Raw genomic sequence first — 20,364 nt, 5'->3', positions numbered from 1 at the left:
AGATGTGTATAAGAGACAGTTGCAAGAAGATGTTGCCGCCACAGATATGTCTCTTTGCATTTTATTTTCTGATATTAAAAATTTTACATATTTATGTGAAAATGCAAGCGCAATTGATGTTACTAAAATGTTGAACATTTATTTTGAACATTGGCACCGAGTGGTATCGAAACACAATGGGGTAGTGGATAAATATATTGGCGATGCCATTATGGTGATTTTTGGTTTAGAGGGTGAGGCACGGGCGTGCGAATCGGCAGTCGCGGCAGCATTGGATTTTGAACAACAATGGCCAATGTTGTTGCAACAATTACAAGCAGAAAAATTACCGACCCCAGAGGGTTTTGGTGTCGGCTGTCATTTTGGTAAAGTGATTTTGGGGGATATTGGCAGCCAAGAAAGAAAAAACCATACCGTGATTGGGGATACCGTCAATATCGCTGCGCGTCTTGAAAGCATGACCCGCGAAGAGGATTGTGTATTAGCCGTGTCAGCAAATGTGATACAACGTCTTCCACCGGCCTACCGTCAGTTGTTCCAAGCAAGTGCCAAATTGACGGTTTTACACGGCAAAACCACACCGACTGCATTATTTTGCAAGAAATCATCTTAGACCAAGCAGAGGAAATACCATGCCGATGTTTATCGACACCTCGCCGGCTGGCGAATGTATTTTTTGTCGTCTGATTGCGGGTGAAATTCCAGCGGCGGTGGTGTATGAAGACGATCAAACCGTCGCCTTTATGGACATCGGCCAAGTGAACCCGGGGCATGTATTGGTTGCCAGCAAACGCCATGCCGCCAATTTGTTTGAATTGACAGCGGATGAAGCGGCGGCAGTCATGCGTACGGTGCATCATGTCGCGCAAGCCATCCAACACGCTTTTCAACCGCAGGGGCTCACGCTCTTCCAAGCCAACGGCAAAGCCGGCGACCAAACGGTGTTCCATTTTCACATTCACATCTTGCCGCGCCATGTCGATGATGGTGTTGCATTAAGTTGGCCACGCAAAGAACCACCACGCGAGTTGTTGCATCAATACGCAACACAGATTAAAAATGCACTCGCCAATCGCTGACATAACACAAACTCAGCATCAAACAGAATGTGGCACACTCTTGCGCTTGTTTCTAAAACGATCTGCTTAAAGGGAGATCCCCCGTATGCTGGTGCAGCCCTACTATCACTTTCAACAAGACTTGCATAGCAAAGGCATTATCTTTTCCTTTACCGGCTATGTGTCGGAAGGGATTTTGTATGCACTGGGTGAAGCGTTAAAACAAAAAATGGCACTTGATGAAACCGATGCCAACGTCACACGCAAAGTGTTTTCGATTTTTGTTGAACAAGTGCAAAACATCATTCGCTACTCTGCCGACCGTGTCGAAGGTGAGGTCGGAAAAAAAGTCGAACTCAGCTCAGGCATGATTGCCGTTGGCCGTGAAGACAATCGCTTTTTTGTGGTGTGCGGCAATATCGTCAGTCAAGACGATGTCACCTCTCTGCGCGACCGCTTGCAACAACTCTCACAGATGGACAAAGAGGCCCTCAAAGCGCATTACAAAGAAAAGCTGCGCGAACCTGCCGAAGAACAAAGCCGAGGCGGTAGCATTGGCCTGATCGAAATCGCCCGCCGCGCCAGCGAACCGATTCAATTCGATTTTATGGACCTCGACAACCAAGCCGCTTTCTTTTGCTTGAAAGCGTATATTTGATGTGATGGCAACGAGACGATTGATGCGATGGATGCAGCCCTCGGCGTGGCTCTTAGCCTTATGGATCGCCATGCCGGCAGCGGCACAAATCAAAATCGCGGTGGTCGGCCCGATGAGTGGCGAACATGCGTCGATGGGCGAACAACTGCGGCGTGGCGCGCAAGCGGCGGTGGATGAAATCAATAGCCAAGGGGGGTTATTGGGGCAGCGGCTTGAATTGTTGGTGCGTGATGATGTGTGTGACGAGAAAAAAGCCGTCACTATCGCGAAGGAACTCAGTGAAGCAGGCGTAGTATTGGTTGACGGCCATCTGTGTTCTGGCGCCTCGATTGCCGCTTCCAACATTTATCACCAACACGGGATTATTCAAATCACCCCTGCTTCCACCAATCCTGATTTCACCAATCGCAAACTGCCCAATGTGTTCCGCACCTGTGGGCGCGATGATATGCAAGGCTTTGTGGCAGCAGACTATATTGCCCGCAATCATAAAAACAAACCGATTGCAATTTTGCATGATAGTACGGTTTACAGCAGCGGCTTTGCCCGCATGACGCAACATCACCTCAATAAAGCAGGGTTACAACAGCGTTTCGTTGCCAAAATTGAGAAAGGGCAAACCGATTTCAGTGCCATCCTGAACCGGATGCAAACAGAAAAAATCCGGTTTGTGGTGTTTGCCAGTTATGGCAATGAAGCGGCGGCATTTTTGCGGCAGGCACGGGAATATCAATTGAAGTTTCGCATGTTGGGCGGTGATGCCCTCATGAATAAAGCGTTTATTGAACAAGCCGGCCGTTTGGCCGATGGCGTCTTGATTACATTCCCCCCCGACCCCTCACACGACCGCCGTAATCAAGCCCTGACCAAACGCTATCTTACCCAAGGCTATCGACCTGAAGCCTTTACCTTTTATAGCTATGCCACCGTACAAATTTGGAGTCAGGCAGTGAAGGCCAGCCAAAGTACGGCGATGCCAGCTGTCGCCAAGACCTTAAAAAGCCGCGAGTTTGATTCGGTCTTAGGCAAAGTCAGGTTTAATCAACATGGCGATATTTCCGAGCCCGGTTTTGTGATTTATGCGTTTAACCGTGGCGAAATTGATTATCTGGATTAAGTCGCGACCATGTCGAAACCGATTGCTTTCTTTTCCCATCTGCAACACAGCCTTGGACGGTTAGCCAGCTTGTATGGCTTGTCGTTGCTGTCGCTGTTGATGTTGTTAGCCTTTGTGGCGTTTTTCTATTTTGACGCGCAATTCAAACATCACGCCGCTACTTTGCGACAACTCTCACTCAATGCCGAGCGGATTTTAAATGCCAATGATGCCACCGCCTCTGCCATCCGTCTTACCGCCGGCCTGCGCTCGGAACGCTATTTATTCAACTATGACGATTTATTAGAAACCCGTAATCAACTGTTGGCAGAGAGTTTGCAACTGGTTAGCCATCACGAGGCAAAACGGGCATTAAAAGACATGGCCCAAGCGGGACAAGAAATTGAGATTCTGGAAAAAGAAGCACTGCGCCTGATTGAGCAAGAAGCATGGGACGCCGCGTTGGCTTTAATCACCTCGCCCCACTACAAACGGCAAAAAGGACTCTACCGCGCCAATTTATCACGCGCCTTGAGCCTATTAGTTGAAGACAGCGAAGCCAACACACGACAATCCGAGAATTTAGCCAAGGCTATGCAAGTCACCATCGTCTTGGTTTTTTTAGTGTTTATTGCCATGGGACGCTTACACGCTAAGCGGATTGCACGGGCACTCGACACTGAACGCAATTTGAAACAAAGCCTTGCCGAAGCGAATACCTCACTCGAACAGCGCGTGCAACAGCGCACGGAACAACTGAGCAAACAAACCAACGAGTTACACGAAGCGTATGAAGTGATTTCGGCCAGTATTCGCTACGCCAGCCGCATTCAACGTGCGGTGTTGCCGGATGAACAAGCCATTAGTCGTGACTTTCCACAACATTTTGTCTTGTGGAAACCTCGAGATGTGGTCGGTGGCGATATTTTTTGGTATCGCACTTGGGGCAATGGAGTGTTGATTATTCTCGGCGATTGCACTGGTCACGGGGTACCGGGGGCATTTATGACCCTGATTTCAACTGGCGCTTTAGAACGCGCTTGTATGGAAATTCCCGCTGGTGAGGTTGGTACCTTGCTCACCCGAATGCACCAACATCTGCAAACCACGCTAGGACAGCATTTGCCGAGTGGGGAATCGGATGATGGGATTGAGCTCGGCGCCTGTTATCTACCGGCTGATTTACGTATCATGCGCTTTGCCGGCGCCCACCTCAGCTTGTTTGTGCAACAACAAGGCGAGGTGATAGAAGTCAAAGGCAGCCGCACCAGCATGGGGTATCGTGGCATCCACTATCAACAAAGTTATGCTGTCCACGATATTGCATTACAGCCCAAAATGCGTTTTTATTTGACCAGTGATGGTTTGATTGAACAAGTGAACGATGCTCAGCCTCGGGTGTGTATGTTTGGTAAAACACGCTTTAAGGCCTTGCTCAATTCGCTACAAGACACACCGATGACCGAACAGGGCGATGTGCTCTATCAAGCACTCGAGCATTATCAAGGCACACAAAGCCGCCGTGATGATGTGTCCATTGTCGGTTTTGAAATTCCTGAGCACTTCCCCTCTGATCGTTTTTCACTAAGTTGATGTGCATGGAATCTTTTTATCTCGCCCGCAGCCCCCGCGCCCCAGAAGTGGCCTTTGATTTCGCGGCAAATCGTTTTTTGCTGCGGGGGGAATCCTATCCAGAAGATGTCTCTGCTTTCTATGGCCCATTGGTTACCCAATTAAAGCAACATCTGCAAACACAAAAAAATGCCAACATCACATTCGATTTTGATTTAATCTATTTCAATAGCTCAACTGCGAAAGTGTTACTCGGTCTCTTTGACTTCCTCGATACCATCGCCATGCAAGAAGGCAATCATGTCACCATTTATTGGCAACACCGCAGCGACGATGAGGGCATGATCGAAATTGGAGAGGAATTTGCCGAGGATTTGCAACACGCACAATTTGTTTTGCAAGCCATCGAAAGCTAGAGGAAAACATGCAATCTATCCGTATTCCAGCCGCAGAACGCACACCTGAAGTTGAATTCGATTTTGCAAGCGGCCGCTTATCATTGGCTGGAGAATCGTATCCTGAAGATACCGCCGCCTTTTTCGGCCCACTACAACAGGCCCTACACGACTATCTGACCACCGCCCCCGCTGCCACCATTGAGTTTGATTTACGGATGGTGTATTTCAATTCCAGTAGTGCCAAAGCGTTGATGAATCTCTTTCGCTTGCTCGAAGAACAAGCCACGCGTGGGTTGGCCATCACCATCCGTTGGTGGTATCACGAGGAAGACGAGACGATGTTGGAATCGGGCGAAGATTTTGCCGAAGAATTCCAACATGCCCAATTTTTACTGACGCTCATCACATAAGCCCGACTCTCTGATGAGAATTTTCCAGTTTGTTGTGCCGATTGGTAGCCCACGATGACCCCAAAACGTCCCCCAGCCCATGACACTTTCTCGCTGTTTGATAACGAGGAGCGGGTTCTGCTTGGTGCGGAAACCATGCTGCATCAGCTTGAGCAATTTTCCGGTGGGGTGAAGGAGTTGGCAGCAGCCTATCGTAAAAGCTATGCCGAACACCGCCGCTTACTGCGCATCAGCGATCGGCTGCAACTCGATCTACACAAGGCTAACCAATCCTTGGCGGCCCAAGCGGCTGAGCTAAAACGCTTGAACACTGCGTTAGAAGAAGAAGTCGCGTTGCGGCAGCAATTGGCGGAGGAATTGCGGCTAATTGCAACAATTGACGGCCTGACCGGATTTTATACGCGTCGCCATATTCTGGAATTAGCCGCCATCGAAGAAAAACGCCAACGCCATCTCGATGAACCGGTTAGCTTGGCCTTGCTTGATCTCGATCATTTTAAGCAAATCAACGACAACTACGGCCATGCCGCAGGCGATGAGGTCTTGCGCTGTTTTGCGGCGAACTGTCGTAAAGTATGCCGCGAGACCGATTTGATTGGTCGCTTCGGTGGTGAAGAGTTTTTGATTCTTTTCCCACAAACAGAATTAGACATTGCGCAATCTGTGGTCGAAAATCTACGCCACTACATCGCTGAGCATCCGGTTACCTTCGATGGCCAAGTCATTGCAGTGAGCGCCAGCATTGGCGTCACCGCACTACAAAGTAGCGACCCCTCACTTGAACATGCACTCTCCCGCGCCGACCGCGCCCTCTACTGCGCCAAACACCAAGGCCGCAATCGAATTGAGATTTTTACCTAACAATTAAATATCCCTAGCTCTAGCAGCGAAATGGTCTGATCAGCCCCACTGGAAATTCAGAAAAACCATCCTCACACTGATATAAATCAAGAAACATACGATTAGTATGACTTTTCGTTACAATACTGGTGCGGGGTGGTCATGTTTTGTTCACCCTCGGGCTTTAGTATTCCTTTGATTTCACGCTGCGGAGACACCTGATGCTTTACCCTGAACTGTTCGCCCAACTGGAAAAGGCACGTTGGAATATGGCTGACGATATCCCGTGGGAGCAGTTCGATGCTGATCTCCTCACGGATGAACAAGCCGAAACCATCAAAATGAACGCCATCACCGAATGGGCGGCCTTACCTGCAACAGAAATGTTCCTGCGTGACAATCGTGACGACAGTGATTTTTCTGCCTTTATGTCAATTTGGTTTTACGAGGAACAAAAACACGCCTTAGTGTTAATGGAATACCTGCGCCGCTTCCGACCTGAGTTAGTGCCGAGTGAAGAAGAACTTCATGCAGTCCGTTTTGAATTTGACCCAGCGCCACCGCTGGAAACCTTGATGCTGCATTTCTGTGGCGAAGTGCGTTTGACACAGTGGTATCGTTGCGCCAGCGAATGGCATACCGAGCCAGTGATTAAACACATCTACAGCACCTTATCGCGTGATGAAGCGCGGCATGGTGGGGCCTATCTCAAATACATGAAACAAGCCATCGACCGCTTTGGCAATGAAGCGAGATTAGCCTTTGCCAAAATCGGTATGTTAATGGCAGCCAGCGCACGGTCGAGCAAACCACTCCACCCAACCAACTTACACGTCAACGAATCACTGTTCCCGAATGACACCGTACAAAGCCGTTTGCCGAAACCAGAATGGCTAGAAGATTGGCTCACCAACAAAATCCGTTTTGACCAAGACTGGGAAAGCCGTGTGGTAGGTGGCATTTTGCGTAATCTATCGAGTTTGTTTGGCCAAACCTTTGAGTCGGTACAACAACTAAACCGTTACCGTAAATCATTGGTGAACAGTTAAACTGTGTCCTCTTTTTGTTGAGATTGACGATGACCTCTTACCCTGTCCCAAGCTTTACGGAAAAAATCTGCGCGCCCGATGCCTTGCTCACCCGACTGGCTAGCTTGCCGCAGCCAGTGGTTTTCACCAATGGCTGCTTTGATATTTTGCATCGTGGCCATGTCACCTACTTAGCACAAGCGCGTGCTTTAGGTGCCAGCTTGGTGATTGCGCTCAACAGCGATGCCTCTGTACGGCGACAGGGTAAAGGAGAGGATCGTCCAATCAATCCTCTGGAACACCGTTTGGCGGTGATAGCAGCACTCGAATCCACCAGCCTTGTCACATGGTTTGACGATGACACCCCAGCCGCATTGATTGAACAAGTGAAACCACAGGTATTAGTAAAAGGGGGCGATTGGTCGATTGACAAGATTGTCGGCAGCCAAGAAACCTTAGCCCGAGGTGGCAGCGTCCATTCCATTCCTTTCTTATTCGATACCTCAACCACCGCTACCCTACGCAAAATTCGCTGTGTCGAGGCTGCGTCTTGACTCCACTAGCCCATTCCGTTTTACGTTGTTTGTCGGATGGTGCGTTTCACTCTGGCGAGAGCTTGGCACAAACCTTTGGCTGCTCTCGCGGCACGATCTGGCAAGCCATTGAACACATCTCACAACACCTCCCTCTCACCATTTATCGCGTGCGTGGGCAGGGCTATCGGCTACCGCATCCCATCACATGGTTAGAACCCAGTGCCATCCGTGCTGGTCTACTCGGTGATTGGCAACTCGAAGTGGCCGAAACCATCGACTCGACCAATAGCGCCCTACTCACCCGCGCCAGCCACGGCGCACCACACCGCACCGCTTTGTTTGCAGAATGGCAAACAGCAGGCCGTGGCCGTCATGGTCGGCAATGGCTGGCACAACCGGGGGCGGCACTCACTTTTTCATTGCTATGGCGATTTGAATGTGGGGTGGCAGGACTATCGGGGCTGTCTTTAGTGGTTGGTTTGGCTTTAGTACGGGTGTTGCAGCGCTTAGAGGTACCGGTCGCGCTAAAATGGCCGAATGATGTCTTATTGGATGGGGAAAAGCTGGCGGGTATTTTGATTGAATTGTCTGGCGATGCCCTAGGGCCATCAGCCGTCGTGATTGGCATTGGTTTGAATTTGATCCGTCCTACCGGTGTTGACCAAGCGGCAGCCGGCTTAGAAGATCACCACCTCCCCGACCGTAATCAATTAGCGGCGTTGTTATTAAATGAACTCGATCAGGTGTTAGGTCAATTTGCTAAACAGGGATTTGCCGCTTTTCGCGCAGAATGGGAAGCCAGTCATGCGTGGCAACACCAACCCGTGGATATTATCTCGGCTTATCGTCCCCCATTGCCCGGCATCGCACGAGGGGTGGATAATGAAGGGGCATTGCGGTTACAGCTTGGCGATGGCCAAGAAAAATTGATTCATGCCGGTGAAGTCAGCCTGCGTCGAACCCTCGCCCACTCTTGATCTTAAACATGAATTTGCTTATCGATGCTGGCAATACTCGAGTGAAATGGTGTTTGGCCAACCAACACCAACTTGGCCCCATTCACAGCGTAAACCATCCTGATGTACCCGAACTGGCCGCCTTATGGTCAAAGCTAACCGTCACCCAAGCGTATGGTTGTAATGTCGCAGGGCAGACAGTGGCCGAGCAACTTTCAACCTGTTCACCTCTCCCCATCACGTGGTTACGCCCCAGCTCTCGTGCAGGAGGATTAACCAACGCCTATCTTGATCCGAGTCGGCTTGGCGCCGATCGGTGGGCGGCAGCGATTGGTGCCTATCATCTCAACCAACAACAAGCCTGTGTCGTTGCTCATGCTGGCACGGCTTTAACCATCGACTGTGTAGATCAAGCGGGGCATTTTTTGGGCGGTACCATCACCCCCGGCTTACACTTGATGCGCGATAGTCTCGCCCGAGGTACGGCACAGCTACCGTATGCAGAAGGCCATTGGCAGGCCCACCCTAACAATACAGTAGATGCGATCTATAGCGGCTGTCTGAACGCCCTAGCGGATAGCATTTATGGCAACCTATTACGCTTTGAAGCCGAGCAACATCGCCCCGTCAACGTCTTTCTAGGCGGCGGTGATGCAACAATTATTGCAAGCAGACTCCCGCGCCGGCCCACTATTGTGGATAATCTGGTCCTCACTGGATTAGCATATATGGCAGAAGAAGAATCATCATGATGAAGTGGCTTTTTGTCGGCCTGCTGACAGCCAACCTAGCTGTTGCGCTCTTGATTGGCACTCGCACCACCGAACCGAGTAATGTTGCCTCACGGGAAATCAATGCCCCACAGGTAAAACAACTGTCCCCCGAACAAGTCGCGGCCTTGCGCCGGAATAGTACGCCAGCGGCCAGCCCAGAAATCAGCCCAGCGCCCCCGCTCGAACAGCCTAGCGCGCCCACTGCCGCGAATACACCGCCAGACAATGCGAATACCACAACCACTGTTGCCGCTGTAGCAGCGACGACAGCAGTTGCCGCAGCAGCGACCGCTGCCGCCGTCAGCAGCACCACACCAACCGCGCCGGCTGTCCCCACGACACCACCGCCAGCGGTCTCAGCCCCTGCGGCCAAAGCGGTAGACAAACCCGTCGAAAAACCACCCGTGGTCGAAAAAGCCACCAAACCAGCGGAAAAAGATCCACTACTGGCCGCTGCCGAAAAAGGTGATAAACCACAAGAAAAAGCTAAACCAACACCTACGGCGTTGGCGTGTTATCAGTGGGGTGAGTTTGACAGTGCGGCGGCTAGCAAGGTGAAACAGCGTTTGTTGAAAGTGAAACTCGCTGGGCAAATGGTGGAAATGACCCGCGAAGCACCGGCAGCAAAACCGGCTGCTGCGCCGGCAGAAGGCAGCACCAACACCCGTTATTGGGTTCATTTGCCCCCACAAGCCAGCCGCGAGGCAGCAGTCGAGTTGGTTATGACTTTGAAGTCAAAAGGCTTTGATAGCTATGTGGTCAACCAAGCAGGGGAAATGCGTAACGCCATCTCAGTCGGTTTGTTCAGTAAACAAGCCTCAGCCGAAGGGATGCGCGATAAGCTGACCCAAGCGGGCTATCCGGCCAAAATTGAAGTGCGTGAAAATGGCGGTAGCACCACCACAGCCGCTACCCCCGCTGCCAGCGGTAAACTCAGCACCTTCCGTCTGCGTAATTTAGACAGCGACCAAAAAGCAAAACTTGAGCTGCTCGCCAGCGAATGGCCACAAGCCACGCTGAAATCTCAAACCTGCCCGAAATGATCCTAGATACGACAACCGCCCTGTTTCTGAATGAAAGAGGGCGGTTTTTTGTGGGTTAATCCAATTTTTGTTCTAATTTGAGCAAGCCCATCACCTGCACGGCTGGCATCGGCCTGCCGAGTAAGAAGCCCTGTACCGCATCACATCCCGCCCGCGCCAGCACTTGCAACTGGCTATCACGTTCAACGCCCTCGGCCACCACATGAATGTGTAGGATTTTTGATAATTGAATAATCCCTTCGACAATTGCCGCCGCATCATGCTCGTGGTCAATGTCATCAATAAACGATTTATCGATTTTCAGGGTATCGGGAGCAAAACGCTTCAGATAGGCCAGACTGGAATAACCCGTGCCAAAATCGTCAATCGCAATTCGAATCCCCTGTTGCCGCAGCCCTTGGATAATGGCGCGGGATTGTTCGGGGTTGGTCATCAAATCGCTTTCCGTCAGTTCCAATTCAATATGCTGTGGCTGCAAACCATAGCGCTCCAGCGCTTCTTGCACAAAATCAACCAAATTCAGATGGTCTAACTGACGAGCCGAGACATTCACTGCCATTGTGATATGACCAAAACCAGCCGCTTGCCACTGTGCCAAATCATGGAAAGCCGCGTGAATTACCCATTTACCCACTTCACGAATCAGCCCTGTTTCTTCCAATAGCGGAATAAACAAAGCTGGAGACACCAAGCCGCGTTCAGGATGACGCCAACGCAACAAAGCTTCAAACCCCTGCAACGTGCGGGTAATTGGGCAAAACTTCGGTTGATAGAACAACACAAACTCTTCTTGCTGTAACGCCTTGTGTAATTCACGTTCAAGTTCAAGGTTTTGTTTGCCCTGTTCCCATTGCGTATCATAAAAACGGAAGGTGTTGCGCCCTGCTTGTTTTGCGGCATACATTGCCATGTCCGCGTGACGCAGCAGTAAATTCGCGGTTTCGCCATCTTGTGGATAACACGCCACCCCAATCGACCCCCCGACATATACCTCATGACCATCCACCTCGAGCGGATGGGACAGCAAGGCCAATAATTGATGGCAGGTCATTGCCAGATGTTCGCGGTTGGTCTGCTCGGTAAACATCAAAGCAAACTCATCCCCTCCAAGACGTGCGGTGAAAGTGTCATGCAAAAACGCATGTTCTAACAGCGAGGCCACACGGCGCAAACAATGGTCGGCCATGTGCGGGCCGAGGGTATCGTTAATCACCTTAAAGCGATCAAGATCAATAAACAGTAACGCAAACGGACGGTGTTCACGATCGGCACAAGCTTGTTCAAGGCGACTGATTAAGGAACTGCGATTAGGGAGGCCGGTGAGGCTATCAAAATGTGCCAGCAGGTAGAGTTGATCGTGGGCGCGTTTTTGTTCGGTAATATCATTCGCCACGCCAATAATCCGTATCAACTGACCTTCTTTATCTTGTACCGGATAGGCCGTGTCATGAATCCAGCGTACCTCACCATCAGGCCGCATGATGCGATATTTGCACTCCACTGAACGACTTTTTCCATGCAGATAGCTATCAACAAAACGCTGTGCCGTCGGTAGATCCTCCGGCAAGATGGCACGCTGCCAAGCCAAGTTGTCGTACATAAAATCTTGCAACGGAATACCCCACACTTTTTCAAATGCAGGGCTGATGTAATGCGGTTGTAAATCGGATTCTAAAATCCAAAACACCGAGGGAATATGCTGTGCCATATCGCTCAACTGCGCCTCGCGCTCGGCCACTTCTTGCAATAGCCGCAGACGCACCCGATGACTGGCACTGATAAGCGCAAACAGTAATACGGTGGTAATCACCATAAAGGCCATGCCTTTATAGGTTTGTAACCGTGACAGCCATGCCGCATCGCCCCCCGCCAGCCATTCGATGGCTTGGTCACTAAACAAAATCCACAGCAAGCCAAATAACAGATATAAACCGGCGATTAACAAGGCCGGATGGCGGGCAATCAAGCGCCGCCCTCCGCCAGAAGTTTGGAAAGAAGCGGCAAACCACCGTTCCTGAAACGATCGAAAATGAGGCATTAGAACAAGAGCTCTTTGACGTTTTCTACAGCATCACGCGCTGTATCTTGGCCTTCGGTTTGATCGCTACGGTTGTCAGCAGCGTCACTCGACCGATTATTCAAACCCAATGCAGGATTAGGCCGTTGATATTCCTGATAGTAATACTCTGACCCACCACGGCTACCCGCACCGGCTTGTTCCACCAAACCAGCAGGGATGGGTTGATCGACTTCGGGCAGATGTTTCAAGGCGTGTTGCATATACCCTATCCAAATCGGTAACGCTGCACCCCCGCCGGTTTCTCCACCGCCTAGCGGTTTATTGTCATCAAACCCCATCCACGCCACGCCGACGATATCGGGGTTGTAACCGGCAAACCAAGCATCCCGTGCATCGTTAGTGGTGCCGGTTTTACCCGCCAAATCACCACGCCCCAAGCTCATGGCACGGGTCGCGGTGCCATAGCGCACCACATCACGCATCATGCTGGTCATAATAAACGCATTGCGTGGATCGATTGCTTGTGGTGCATTTTGTCCAGCCACTAACGGGGCAGTTCTTGCCACGACATAGCCGCGCTCGTCTTCAATGCGTTCAATGAAATACGATTTGACGCGATAGCCACCGTTAGCAAAGACACTGTAGGCCTCGGCCATCTGCAGCGGTGTCACCATCCCCGCCCCCAACGCCATCGTCAGATAGGCCGGATGTTGTTTGGGCATAAAGCCAAACCGTTGCAAGTAGTCTTGTGCATAATCGGTTCCAATCGCCATCAAAATACGCACCGATACCAAGTTCTTAGAGCGCGTTAACGCTTGGCGCATCGTCATCATGCCGGCAAATTTGCCATCATAGTTTTTTGGGCTCCAACGCTGTCCACCTAGGGTTTGTGGATCAATCACCAGCGGTGCATCATTGATCAGCGTGGAAGCGGTCATGCCTTTTTCTAAGGCAGCAGAATACACAAAAGGTTTAAAACTCGACCCCGGTTGTCGCCATGCTTGTGTGACGCGGTTGTAGTGGTTACGGTTGAAATCAAACCCACCCACCAAAGCCAAGATAGCCCCCGTTCGGCTGTCGGTAGCCACAAACGCCCCTTCTACCCTCGGCATTTGCACGATCCGCCATTCGCCTTTTTCCGATTTCTCTAATCGCACCACAGAACCCGGGCGGATTTGTTGAGCAGGGGTCAGTTTTTTCGATAAGGCAGAACGGGCAAACGACAAACCATTGCCTTTTACCACCACTTCTTCCCCTCCCCGCAAATACACCTTGACCTGACTCGAACTGGCATCTAACACCACCCCAGGCTGTAAATCACCACTGTCACGGACAGCAGCCAAGGCTTCATCAAGTGCCTCATCACGGTTGTCTGCTGTTAACGGTTTGAGGTCAATAAAGGATTCAGGCCCACGATAGCTGTGGCGGCGGTCATAGTCCATTAAGCCATCACGCAGCGCAGCAAACGCCCATTGCTGGTGATCGCTACGAATCGTGGTATAGACACGGAAACCTTGGGTATAAGCCGCCTCTTGATAACGCGATACCATAATTTGCCGCACCATTTCCGCAACATACTGCGCCGGCACACTAAAATCTTCTTTACGCGTCGCAAGGCGGATGGGTTCTTCAACGGCCTGTTGGTATTGATCTTCGGTGATGAAGTTCAGTTCTTTCATCCGCCGCAACACATAACGTTGCCGCAGGCGGGCCCGATCGGGGTTCACCACTGGGTTATAAGAAGAAGGGGCTTTAGGTAACCCCGCTAACATAGCAAACTCGCCCACTGACAGCGCTTTCAGCGGTTTACCATAATAAGTCAGCGCCGCAGCAGCAAAACCATAAGCCCGTTGGCCAAGGTAAATTTGATTGACGTATAGCTCAAGAATTTGGTCTTTGCTGAGGTTGTGTTCAATCTTAAAGGCCAATAAAGCTTCATTAAATTTACGAGTAAAGGTTTTTTCACTCGATAAAAAGAAGTTTTTTGCCACCTGCATGGTGATGGTAGATGCGCCGGATTGGGTTCGACCAGACACTAAATTGCCAGAAGCCGCCCGTAACACACCCATATAGTCAACACCACCGTGTTGATAAAAACGCTCGTCTTCTGCCGCTAAGATGGCCTGTTTCATCAACTGTGGGACATCTTGAATACGGGTAAAAGCACGTTTTTCTTCACCGAATTCGCCAATTTGCACGCCATCACTGGTGTAAACACGCAATGGGATTTTAGGCCGATAATCGGTTAAGACATCCAAACTCGGCAATTTGGGATAGGTTACCGCAATCGCGACCCCTGCCGCACCGGCAGCAAGAATCACTAAGGTAAGCAGAAATGCGATAAAACCGAGAATTAAGCGAGCGAACATAATGGCAAAGACGAGCAGCAGAAAGGGCGATTATACGCACATGGCCGCATGCATCGTGCACAGCTTTTGCTCGAGGGAAACCATCGTGCGGTTTCTTTTCTCTGCTTAGCCTGCGGAGGCTGCCAGAGTTGGTTACAATGTCGGCATGAAAGCGTCCGGAAATCTCTTCCTCGTCGGCCTCATGGGTGCCGGCAAAACCACCATTGGCCGTCAACTTGCGCGTTTGACGGGCAAAACCTTTTATGACTCCGACCACGAAATCGAGGCCCGTACGGGAGTAAGAATTCCGGTCATTTTTGAAATAGAAGGAGAAGCAGGCTTTCGTGTTCGCGAAAGTGAAATGATTGCCGAACTTGCTACCCTACCCAATATCGTCTTGGCAACCGGCGGGGGTGCCGTCCTCGATCCGAATAATCGTCAAGTGCTTGCCAACCACGGCACCGTCATTTACTTACGAGCAGGGATTGATGACATCCTCGCCCGCACGCAACATGACAAAAATCGCCCCTTGTTACAAACAGCTAACCCTCGGGCCAAGCTCGAAGCACTGTTTGCCCAGCGCGACCCGCTGTATCGTGAAGTGGCCGATGTGGTGATCGACACCTCACGGCAAAATATCAACACCTTGGTTCACCGTCTTTTACGCCAAATTGAACTGCGCCATCATGATCACACTTGACTTGGTCTTGCCAGACACCCAATACCCTATTCATATCGGAACCGATTTATTCGCGCGTGCCGATCTGATTTTGCCCCATTTAGCACAAAAAAAAGTGGCGATTGTCACCAATGACGTTGTGGCGCCGCTGTATCTCGCTCGCTTGCAATCAAGTCTGGAACAAGCCGGTGTTCAGGTGTTAACTGTCGTACTACCCGATGGCGAAGCCAATAAAACATGGCACAGCCTCAATCTGATTTTTGACACCCTGCTTGAACATGGTGCAGAACGGAAAACCACACTTATTGCGCTTGGGGGTGGCGTAGTAGGTGATATGACAGGTTTTGCGGCAGCCTGTTGGCAACGTGGCGCGCCGTTTATCCAAATTCCAACAACGGTTCTGGCACAGGTCGATTCTTCTGTTGGTGGTAAAACCGCCATCAATCACCCCAAGGGTAAGAATATGATTGGTGCATTCCACCAGCCACGCCTTGTCTTGGCTGATATGGCGCTACTCGACACACTGCCTCAGCGTGAAGTCGCCGCTGGGATTGCCGAAATCATTAAATACGGTTTATTGGGCGATGCCGCATTCTTTAGCTGGCTAGAAACCAATATGCCAGCGCTATTACGCCGTGACCGTGATGCCCTCGCCTATGCGGTCAAACGCTCATGTGAGATGAAGGCGGAAATTGTGGCAGCAGATGAAAAAGAATTGGGTGTGCGGGCGCTGCTCAACCTTGGGCATACATTTGGCCATGCCATCGAAACAGGGGTCGGCTATGGCAGCTGGCTACACGGTGAAGCGGTGGCAGTGGGAATGTTATTAGCAGCAGAAACGTCCTACATACTGGGTGAGTTACCTGCCGAAGCCGTAACACGGATTGCTGCCTTGCTCGAGGCCGCTCAGCTCCCAACCCATGCACCGGATTTGGGTTTTGCACAGTGGATGACACTGATGAGCCATGACAAAAAAGTGGAGAATGGGGTTCCTCGCTTTGTTTTGCTGCCTAAACTGGGACAAGCAGAAATCCGCAGCAATGTACCTGTCGCAGTCTTACAACAAGTCCTGTCGGGCCGGTGGATTTTAGCCACAAAAGATGCCAATTAGGACGACAACAGCCTATACCTTAAGCATAAACAAGGTTTGAGAATCAAATACTTAGCTGTGCTGCTGCATTAAAGCGAAAAACCTTACTCTTGTCAGGGAATTCCGCATTTCTACGCATTGTGCAGCAGCCGATTCCAGCAGAAGATATCTCCCCATTACACCAACCTGATAACAAAAAAGGGGAGATGCTGATGGAGCTCGCTGGCTATGAATTGTTACTCAATGCCTCGTTGCTTGGTGGGGTGGCGTACTTGTTGGCCTATTGGCGGCGACAACACCGTTTTGTCAAAGCCAGTGCCCGAGGCATCGACCCCATTGGTGAAGCCGAAGTATTTTTGTTCAGCCGCAATCCCAAAGCGGCGATTCAGGTCTTACAAGCCGCATTACAAGACGAACCGCACAATCTCGCCATTCAAGTGACTTTATTACGGGCCTTTGCCGAAGGCGGTCATGTCAAAGAATACCGCCAACTGGCAGCCCATTTACAGCCACAGTTAGAAGAACAAGCCATCTGGCAACAAATCCGCAAAACCGGCCAAACTTTGTTACCACACGACGAACTCTTCCGCTAACCTCATTGCCGACTTACTCGCGAAGCCAATCGGCTTCGCGACAGCTCAAGTTGATTCGCTGTAATTCAAGCGCTTTTCTTTTTGGCACTTCTCACAAAATACTCGCAACTTACCATCAGCGGTAACCTCGGTTTTCGCCCCACATGGCCGCTGTTTACACCGGAATAGCTGCATCAGCATATACGCCGCCCCACATTCCGCACAGGCCACAGCATCCCCCCCCAAACGCAGTTTACGAATGGTGAAGGTCTCTGAACCACAATGACAAGAAAAAGCCAACGCGGCTTTCGCTGCGGCTTCCTCTGGGGTATCGACTTTTGGCGGTGGCGGATAACGTAGGCGCAAGGCCTCAACCGTTGGCACCGGATCGGGCTTATGCATTGCCACCAACCGCTCACCCAATAACGTCAACACACGGTTATCAATCTGATTCATCGATACCAAAGCCGCTGCCGCCATAGGGCCGGAGTTCGCCCCGTAATGATTCAACTCTTTGGTAATTTGAATCATCGGCATAAAGGAACGGGTATCCACACTGCCAAAACCACCGGGACGAACCACACTGATACCAGGAGACAGCAAGAAAAAGCCCATCACATTTGGTCGTAACTGGCTATCAGGCCCCGGTTTCACCGCAGCCAGTAAACGCGGCAGCAGCGCATTTAATAAGGCCATACGACGTGCCATTTGATCAAGCGGCGAATCAATCGCAACAAAGCGCGTTTGTCCGGGGCATTGCCGCGAAAAGGCACCTTTACCATCCACCTTAATCAAACTGGAGCCAAGCGCAGAATCGAGGATAAAAACATCGAAATTGCGGTTAATCAATAAATGGTCGATACGGGCATAGTGTTCACCGACGCGCAAAGTCAAATCGTGCAAAACCAACCAATTTGACCCACGAGTAAAATCTGCCTCTAACATCTTAACCACAGCCATACTTGCCTTGGCACAACCGACATAATCACGCAAGCCAATATCAATAAATGGCAAATCATCAGGTTGAGCACCCTGCCGCAAACTTTGTAAAGCAGCGAGAGGCGCATCCAAGGCATCTGGTTTCTTTGCAAGCATGGGGGGAAATTCGCTTTCTAAGGAAATGACGCATACAGAAAGCGGAATAGTAAAACAGATTTGCGGTAATTACGCTTGTTTCTGGTCAAATTTCATAAAACATCAATTTGATAGCGCAAAAACGCATACAACATAGTCAAATATCAAATTAGACAAATAACTCAATGCTTTTATGTTTAACAAAAAAGCCATCTCAATTTCTGATGAGATGGCTTTTTTAACATTACCTCCAGCAAGATCTAGGCAAGATTCAGCTTGGCCTTCAACAGATCCAACAACGCTTCTACATTCACTTTAGTGGCTTCGCTGTCCTGACGGTGTTGATATTCCACCACACCTTCTTTCAAACCACGGTCTCCGATCACTACACGGTGAGGAATGCCAATCAACTCACCATCAGCCAACAACACCCCTGGACGCTCATCACGGTCATCCAGCAAGACATCGACGCCCAATGCGGTTAAATCGGCGTATAACTGATCTGCTGCCTGTTGTACGGCTTCAGAACGACGATACCCCATCGGCACAATATCCACCGTAAACGGTGCCATCGCATCAGTAAAGATAATGCCACGCTCGTCAAAATTCTGTTCAATTGCCGCCGCAACGATGCGACTCACCCCGATCCCATAGCAACCCATCTCCATTGGCTGCAATTTTCCTTCACGATCTAAAAACTCACATTTCATTGCTTCGGAGTATTTAGTACGCAATTGGAAAACATGACCAACTTCAATCCCACGACATAAGGCCAACTCACCCTGTCCACATGGCGAAGGATCACCAGCCACCACATTACGCAAATCCGCAACTTCGGGCTCGGCACAATCACGGCCAAAGTTGACACCTAATAGATGGTGATCGTCTTCATTTGCCCCGCAAATCATATCCGCCATCACCGCCACCGTACGATCTGCAATGATACGGCCTTGGAAACCAACAGGACCTAACGAACCAGGCTGAGCAGAGAACGCACGTTGAATTGATTCTGGCGTAGCAAAGGTAAGTGGAGACTTAATACCAGCAATTTTTTCCGCTTTGATTTCATTAAGCTCGTGATCACCACGCAACAACATCAAGACCGGCGCACCATCTTCCGCTTCAACAACAATCGCTTTCACTGTTTGTTTAATGTCCACATTTAAAAATGCGACCAAATCAGCAATGGTTTTGACTTTTGGTGTATGGATTTTTTCTAGTGCCACAGCAGCAGCTGGACGTGGTGTATTCGGGGCAACGGCCTCGGCCAATTCAATATTGGCGGCATAATCGGAAGTGGGGCAATAGGCAATCACATCTTCGCCAGAATCGGCCAATACCTGAAACTCGTGTGAACCCGTTCCACCAATCGAACCGGTGTCCGCTGCCACTGGCCGGAACTGAAGACCTAAGCGTTGGAAAATACGGCAGTAAGCGTCATACATCACTTGATAAGTTTGTTTCAAACTCTCAAAGTCAGTATGAAATGAATAAGCATCTTTCATCACAAATTCGCGGGCCCGCATCACGCCAAAGCGGGGACGGACTTCATCGCGGAATTTGGTTTGCACTTGGTAGAAATTGAGAGGAAGTTGCTTATAACTACGCACTTCTTTACGTACAATGTCCGTAATCACTTCTTCATGGGTTGGACCGACACAGAAATCGCGCTCATGGCGATCTTTCAGACGCAGCAACTCCTTACCATAAAACTCCCAACGGCCAGATTCTTGCCACAATTCTGCAGGTTGCACTGCTGGCATAATCAGCTCAATCGCACCAGCACGATTCATTTCTTCGCGCACAATGGCTTCGACTTTTTTCAAAACACGAAAACCAATCGGCATCCAGTTATACAAACCAGAGGCAACACGACGAATCATGCCAGCACGCATCATCAGTTTGTGGCTGGGTAATTCGGCTTCGGCAGGCGCTTCTTTTAACGTAGAAAAAAAGAATTGGGAGGCACGCATAGTGATTATCCATCAAAGAAATTTGGCTGGATTTTACCAGAATGCGCGTTATTAGCCCTGTCATCGCAGTTATTCAGTACAGAATTTAATACTGAATCAAAAACAAAACCCCCTGACACTATTGTGTCAGGGGGTTTGATATTGGGAGCTTGGCGGAGACCTACTTTCACACAGGGATCTGCACTATCATCGGCGCTGAGTCGTTTCACGGTCCTGTTCGGGAAGGGAAGGGGTGGTACC

At 50.3% G+C, this 20,364-nt stretch carries 20 protein-coding genes and 1 rRNA gene; 16 read left to right on the top strand and 5 right to left on the bottom strand.

Annotation, left to right across the window (positions count from 1 at the left end):
* Positions 1-46: 46 nt before the first annotated feature.
* The 13 genes from ACTBZS_RS08550 to ACTBZS_RS08490 all read left to right on the top strand — a co-directional run bounded on the left by ACTBZS_RS08550 (position 47) and on the right by ACTBZS_RS08490 (position 10,368).
* On the top strand, positions 47-613 hold the full coding sequence (locus tag ACTBZS_RS08550) for an adenylate/guanylate cyclase domain-containing protein (RefSeq protein ID WP_463043841.1): 567 nt from the start codon (positions 47-49) through the stop codon (positions 611-613).
* A 19-nt stretch (positions 614-632) separates the two neighbouring features.
* Positions 633-1,079: an HIT family protein gene (locus tag ACTBZS_RS08545; RefSeq protein ID WP_463043840.1), complete on the top strand. Its 447-nt coding sequence runs from the start codon at positions 633-635 to the stop codon at positions 1,077-1,079.
* Positions 1,080-1,164: 85 nt separating this feature from the next.
* Positions 1,165-1,716, top strand: coding sequence for a SiaB family protein kinase (locus ACTBZS_RS08540; RefSeq protein ID WP_460430152.1), 552 nt, complete (start codon positions 1,165-1,167; stop codon positions 1,714-1,716).
* Positions 1,717-1,738: 22 nt separating this feature from the next.
* Positions 1,739-2,833: a branched-chain amino acid ABC transporter substrate-binding protein gene (locus ACTBZS_RS08535; RefSeq protein WP_463043839.1), complete on the top strand. Its 1,095-nt coding sequence runs from the start codon at positions 1,739-1,741 to the stop codon at positions 2,831-2,833.
* Positions 2,834-2,842: 9 nt separating this feature from the next.
* Positions 2,843-4,405 (top strand): SpoIIE family protein phosphatase, encoded by a 1,563-nt coding sequence (locus tag ACTBZS_RS08530; RefSeq protein WP_460430150.1) that lies wholly within the window; start codon positions 2,843-2,845, stop codon positions 4,403-4,405.
* A 5-nt stretch (positions 4,406-4,410) separates the two neighbouring features.
* Positions 4,411-4,800 (top strand): DUF1987 domain-containing protein, encoded by a 390-nt coding sequence (locus tag ACTBZS_RS08525; RefSeq protein WP_460430149.1) that lies wholly within the window; start codon positions 4,411-4,413, stop codon positions 4,798-4,800.
* An 8-nt stretch (positions 4,801-4,808) separates the two neighbouring features.
* Entirely contained in the window at positions 4,809-5,192 is a 384-nt protein-coding gene (locus tag ACTBZS_RS08520; protein WP_460430148.1) for a DUF1987 domain-containing protein, read from the top strand.
* Between the two features lie 54 nt (positions 5,193-5,246).
* Positions 5,247-6,053 carry a GGDEF domain-containing protein gene (locus tag ACTBZS_RS08515; protein ID WP_463043838.1) on the top strand — a complete coding sequence of 269 codons (807 nt, stop codon included), beginning with the start codon at positions 5,247-5,249 and terminating at the stop codon, positions 6,051-6,053.
* A 200-nt stretch (positions 6,054-6,253) separates the two neighbouring features.
* On the top strand, positions 6,254-7,081 hold the full coding sequence (locus tag ACTBZS_RS08510; protein WP_022653288.1) for a ferritin family protein: 828 nt from the start codon (positions 6,254-6,256) through the stop codon (positions 7,079-7,081).
* A 29-nt stretch (positions 7,082-7,110) separates the two neighbouring features.
* Positions 7,111-7,614, top strand: a complete 504-nt coding sequence (locus tag ACTBZS_RS08505; RefSeq protein ID WP_460430146.1) for an adenylyltransferase/cytidyltransferase family protein — start codon at positions 7,111-7,113, stop codon at positions 7,612-7,614.
* On the top strand, positions 7,611-8,573 hold the full coding sequence (locus ACTBZS_RS08500) for a biotin--[acetyl-CoA-carboxylase] ligase (protein WP_460430145.1): 963 nt from the start codon (positions 7,611-7,613) through the stop codon (positions 8,571-8,573). Before ACTBZS_RS08505 ends, ACTBZS_RS08500 begins: the two co-directional genes overlap by 4 nt.
* An 8-nt stretch (positions 8,574-8,581) precedes the next feature.
* Positions 8,582-9,304: a type III pantothenate kinase gene (locus ACTBZS_RS08495; protein WP_460430144.1), complete on the top strand. Its 723-nt coding sequence runs from the start codon at positions 8,582-8,584 to the stop codon at positions 9,302-9,304.
* Positions 9,301-10,368 carry an SPOR domain-containing protein gene (locus ACTBZS_RS08490; RefSeq protein WP_463043837.1) on the top strand — a complete coding sequence of 356 codons (1,068 nt, stop codon included), beginning with the start codon at positions 9,301-9,303 and terminating at the stop codon, positions 10,366-10,368. Before ACTBZS_RS08495 ends, ACTBZS_RS08490 begins: the two co-directional genes overlap by 4 nt.
* A 55-nt stretch (positions 10,369-10,423) precedes the next feature.
* Here the strand turns inward: ACTBZS_RS08490 and ACTBZS_RS08485 are convergent, their stop codons facing one another.
* Complete coding sequence (locus ACTBZS_RS08485; RefSeq protein WP_463043836.1) at positions 10,424-12,406, bottom strand: putative bifunctional diguanylate cyclase/phosphodiesterase; 1,983 nt, start codon at positions 12,404-12,406, stop codon at positions 10,424-10,426.
* Positions 12,406-14,757 (bottom strand): penicillin-binding protein 1A, encoded by a 2,352-nt coding sequence (locus ACTBZS_RS08480; RefSeq protein WP_463043835.1) that lies wholly within the window; start codon positions 14,755-14,757, stop codon positions 12,406-12,408. The genes ACTBZS_RS08485 and ACTBZS_RS08480 overlap by 1 nt, the downstream gene beginning before the upstream one ends.
* Positions 14,758-14,902: 145 nt before the next feature.
* Between ACTBZS_RS08480 and aroK the strand changes: the two genes are divergently transcribed.
* From aroK to ACTBZS_RS08465, 3 genes are all read left to right on the top strand, one after another.
* Positions 14,903-15,436 carry a shikimate kinase AroK gene (gene aroK, locus ACTBZS_RS08475; RefSeq protein WP_460430140.1) on the top strand — a complete coding sequence of 178 codons (534 nt, stop codon included), beginning with the start codon at positions 14,903-14,905 and terminating at the stop codon, positions 15,434-15,436.
* Positions 15,423-16,526, top strand: coding sequence for a 3-dehydroquinate synthase (gene aroB, locus ACTBZS_RS08470; RefSeq protein WP_463043834.1), 1,104 nt, complete (start codon positions 15,423-15,425; stop codon positions 16,524-16,526). Before aroK ends, aroB begins: the two co-directional genes overlap by 14 nt.
* An 89-nt stretch (positions 16,527-16,615) precedes the next feature.
* Entirely contained in the window at positions 16,616-17,098 is a 483-nt protein-coding gene (locus ACTBZS_RS08465) for a type IV pilus assembly protein FimV (RefSeq protein WP_463043833.1), read from the top strand.
* 45 nt (positions 17,099-17,143) lie between these two features.
* Here the strand turns inward: ACTBZS_RS08465 and ACTBZS_RS08460 are convergent, their stop codons facing one another.
* The 3 genes from ACTBZS_RS08460 to rrf all read right to left on the bottom strand — a co-directional run.
* Positions 17,144-18,172, bottom strand: a complete 1,029-nt coding sequence (locus tag ACTBZS_RS08460) for a nuclease-related domain-containing protein (protein ID WP_460430137.1) — start codon at positions 18,170-18,172, stop codon at positions 17,144-17,146.
* A 239-nt stretch (positions 18,173-18,411) separates the two neighbouring features.
* Complete coding sequence (locus ACTBZS_RS08455; RefSeq protein WP_463043832.1) at positions 18,412-20,124, bottom strand: proline--tRNA ligase; 1,713 nt, start codon at positions 20,122-20,124, stop codon at positions 18,412-18,414.
* 147 nt (positions 20,125-20,271) lie between these two features.
* Positions 20,272-20,364, bottom strand: a 5S ribosomal RNA gene (rrf, locus tag ACTBZS_RS08450); the annotation flags it as partial.

The sequence above is a fragment of the Aquaspirillum sp. genome, assembly GCF_055136605.1.
Note: the sequence above shows the minus strand (reverse complement) of the source record. Positions and strands in the feature narration are given on the sequence as shown.

Bases quoted from the DNA above. Each gene is read 5' to 3' on its own strand.
- ACTBZS_RS08550 (WP_463043841.1), top strand. From the start codon at position 47: ATGTCTCTTTGCATTTTATTTTCTGATATTAAAAATTTTACATATTTA.
- ACTBZS_RS08545 (WP_463043840.1), top strand. From the start codon at position 633: ATGCCGATGTTTATCGACACCTCGCCGGCTGGCGAATGTATTTTTTGT.
- ACTBZS_RS08540 (WP_460430152.1), top strand. From the start codon at position 1,165: ATGCTGGTGCAGCCCTACTATCACTTTCAACAAGACTTGCATAGCAAA.
- ACTBZS_RS08535 (WP_463043839.1), top strand. From the start codon at position 1,739: ATGCGATGGATGCAGCCCTCGGCGTGGCTCTTAGCCTTATGGATCGCC.
- ACTBZS_RS08530 (WP_460430150.1), top strand. From the start codon at position 2,843: ATGTCGAAACCGATTGCTTTCTTTTCCCATCTGCAACACAGCCTTGGA.
- ACTBZS_RS08525 (WP_460430149.1), top strand. From the start codon at position 4,411: ATGGAATCTTTTTATCTCGCCCGCAGCCCCCGCGCCCCAGAAGTGGCC.
- ACTBZS_RS08520 (WP_460430148.1), top strand. From the start codon at position 4,809: ATGCAATCTATCCGTATTCCAGCCGCAGAACGCACACCTGAAGTTGAA.
- ACTBZS_RS08515 (WP_463043838.1), top strand. From the start codon at position 5,247: ATGACCCCAAAACGTCCCCCAGCCCATGACACTTTCTCGCTGTTTGAT.
- ACTBZS_RS08510 (WP_022653288.1), top strand. From the start codon at position 6,254: ATGCTTTACCCTGAACTGTTCGCCCAACTGGAAAAGGCACGTTGGAAT.
- ACTBZS_RS08505 (WP_460430146.1), top strand. From the start codon at position 7,111: ATGACCTCTTACCCTGTCCCAAGCTTTACGGAAAAAATCTGCGCGCCC.
- ACTBZS_RS08495 (WP_460430144.1), top strand. From the start codon at position 8,582: ATGAATTTGCTTATCGATGCTGGCAATACTCGAGTGAAATGGTGTTTG.
- ACTBZS_RS08490 (WP_463043837.1), top strand. From the start codon at position 9,301: ATGATGAAGTGGCTTTTTGTCGGCCTGCTGACAGCCAACCTAGCTGTT.
- ACTBZS_RS08485 (WP_463043836.1), bottom strand. From the start codon at position 12,406: ATGCCTCATTTTCGATCGTTTCAGGAACGGTGGTTTGCCGCTTCTTTC.
- ACTBZS_RS08480 (WP_463043835.1), bottom strand. From the start codon at position 14,757: ATGTTCGCTCGCTTAATTCTCGGTTTTATCGCATTTCTGCTTACCTTA.
- aroK (WP_460430140.1), top strand. From the start codon at position 14,903: ATGAAAGCGTCCGGAAATCTCTTCCTCGTCGGCCTCATGGGTGCCGGC.
- aroB (WP_463043834.1), top strand. From the start codon at position 15,423: ATGATCACACTTGACTTGGTCTTGCCAGACACCCAATACCCTATTCAT.
- ACTBZS_RS08460 (WP_460430137.1), bottom strand. From the start codon at position 18,172: ATGCTTGCAAAGAAACCAGATGCCTTGGATGCGCCTCTCGCTGCTTTA.
- ACTBZS_RS08455 (WP_463043832.1), bottom strand. From the start codon at position 20,124: ATGCGTGCCTCCCAATTCTTTTTTTCTACGTTAAAAGAAGCGCCTGCC.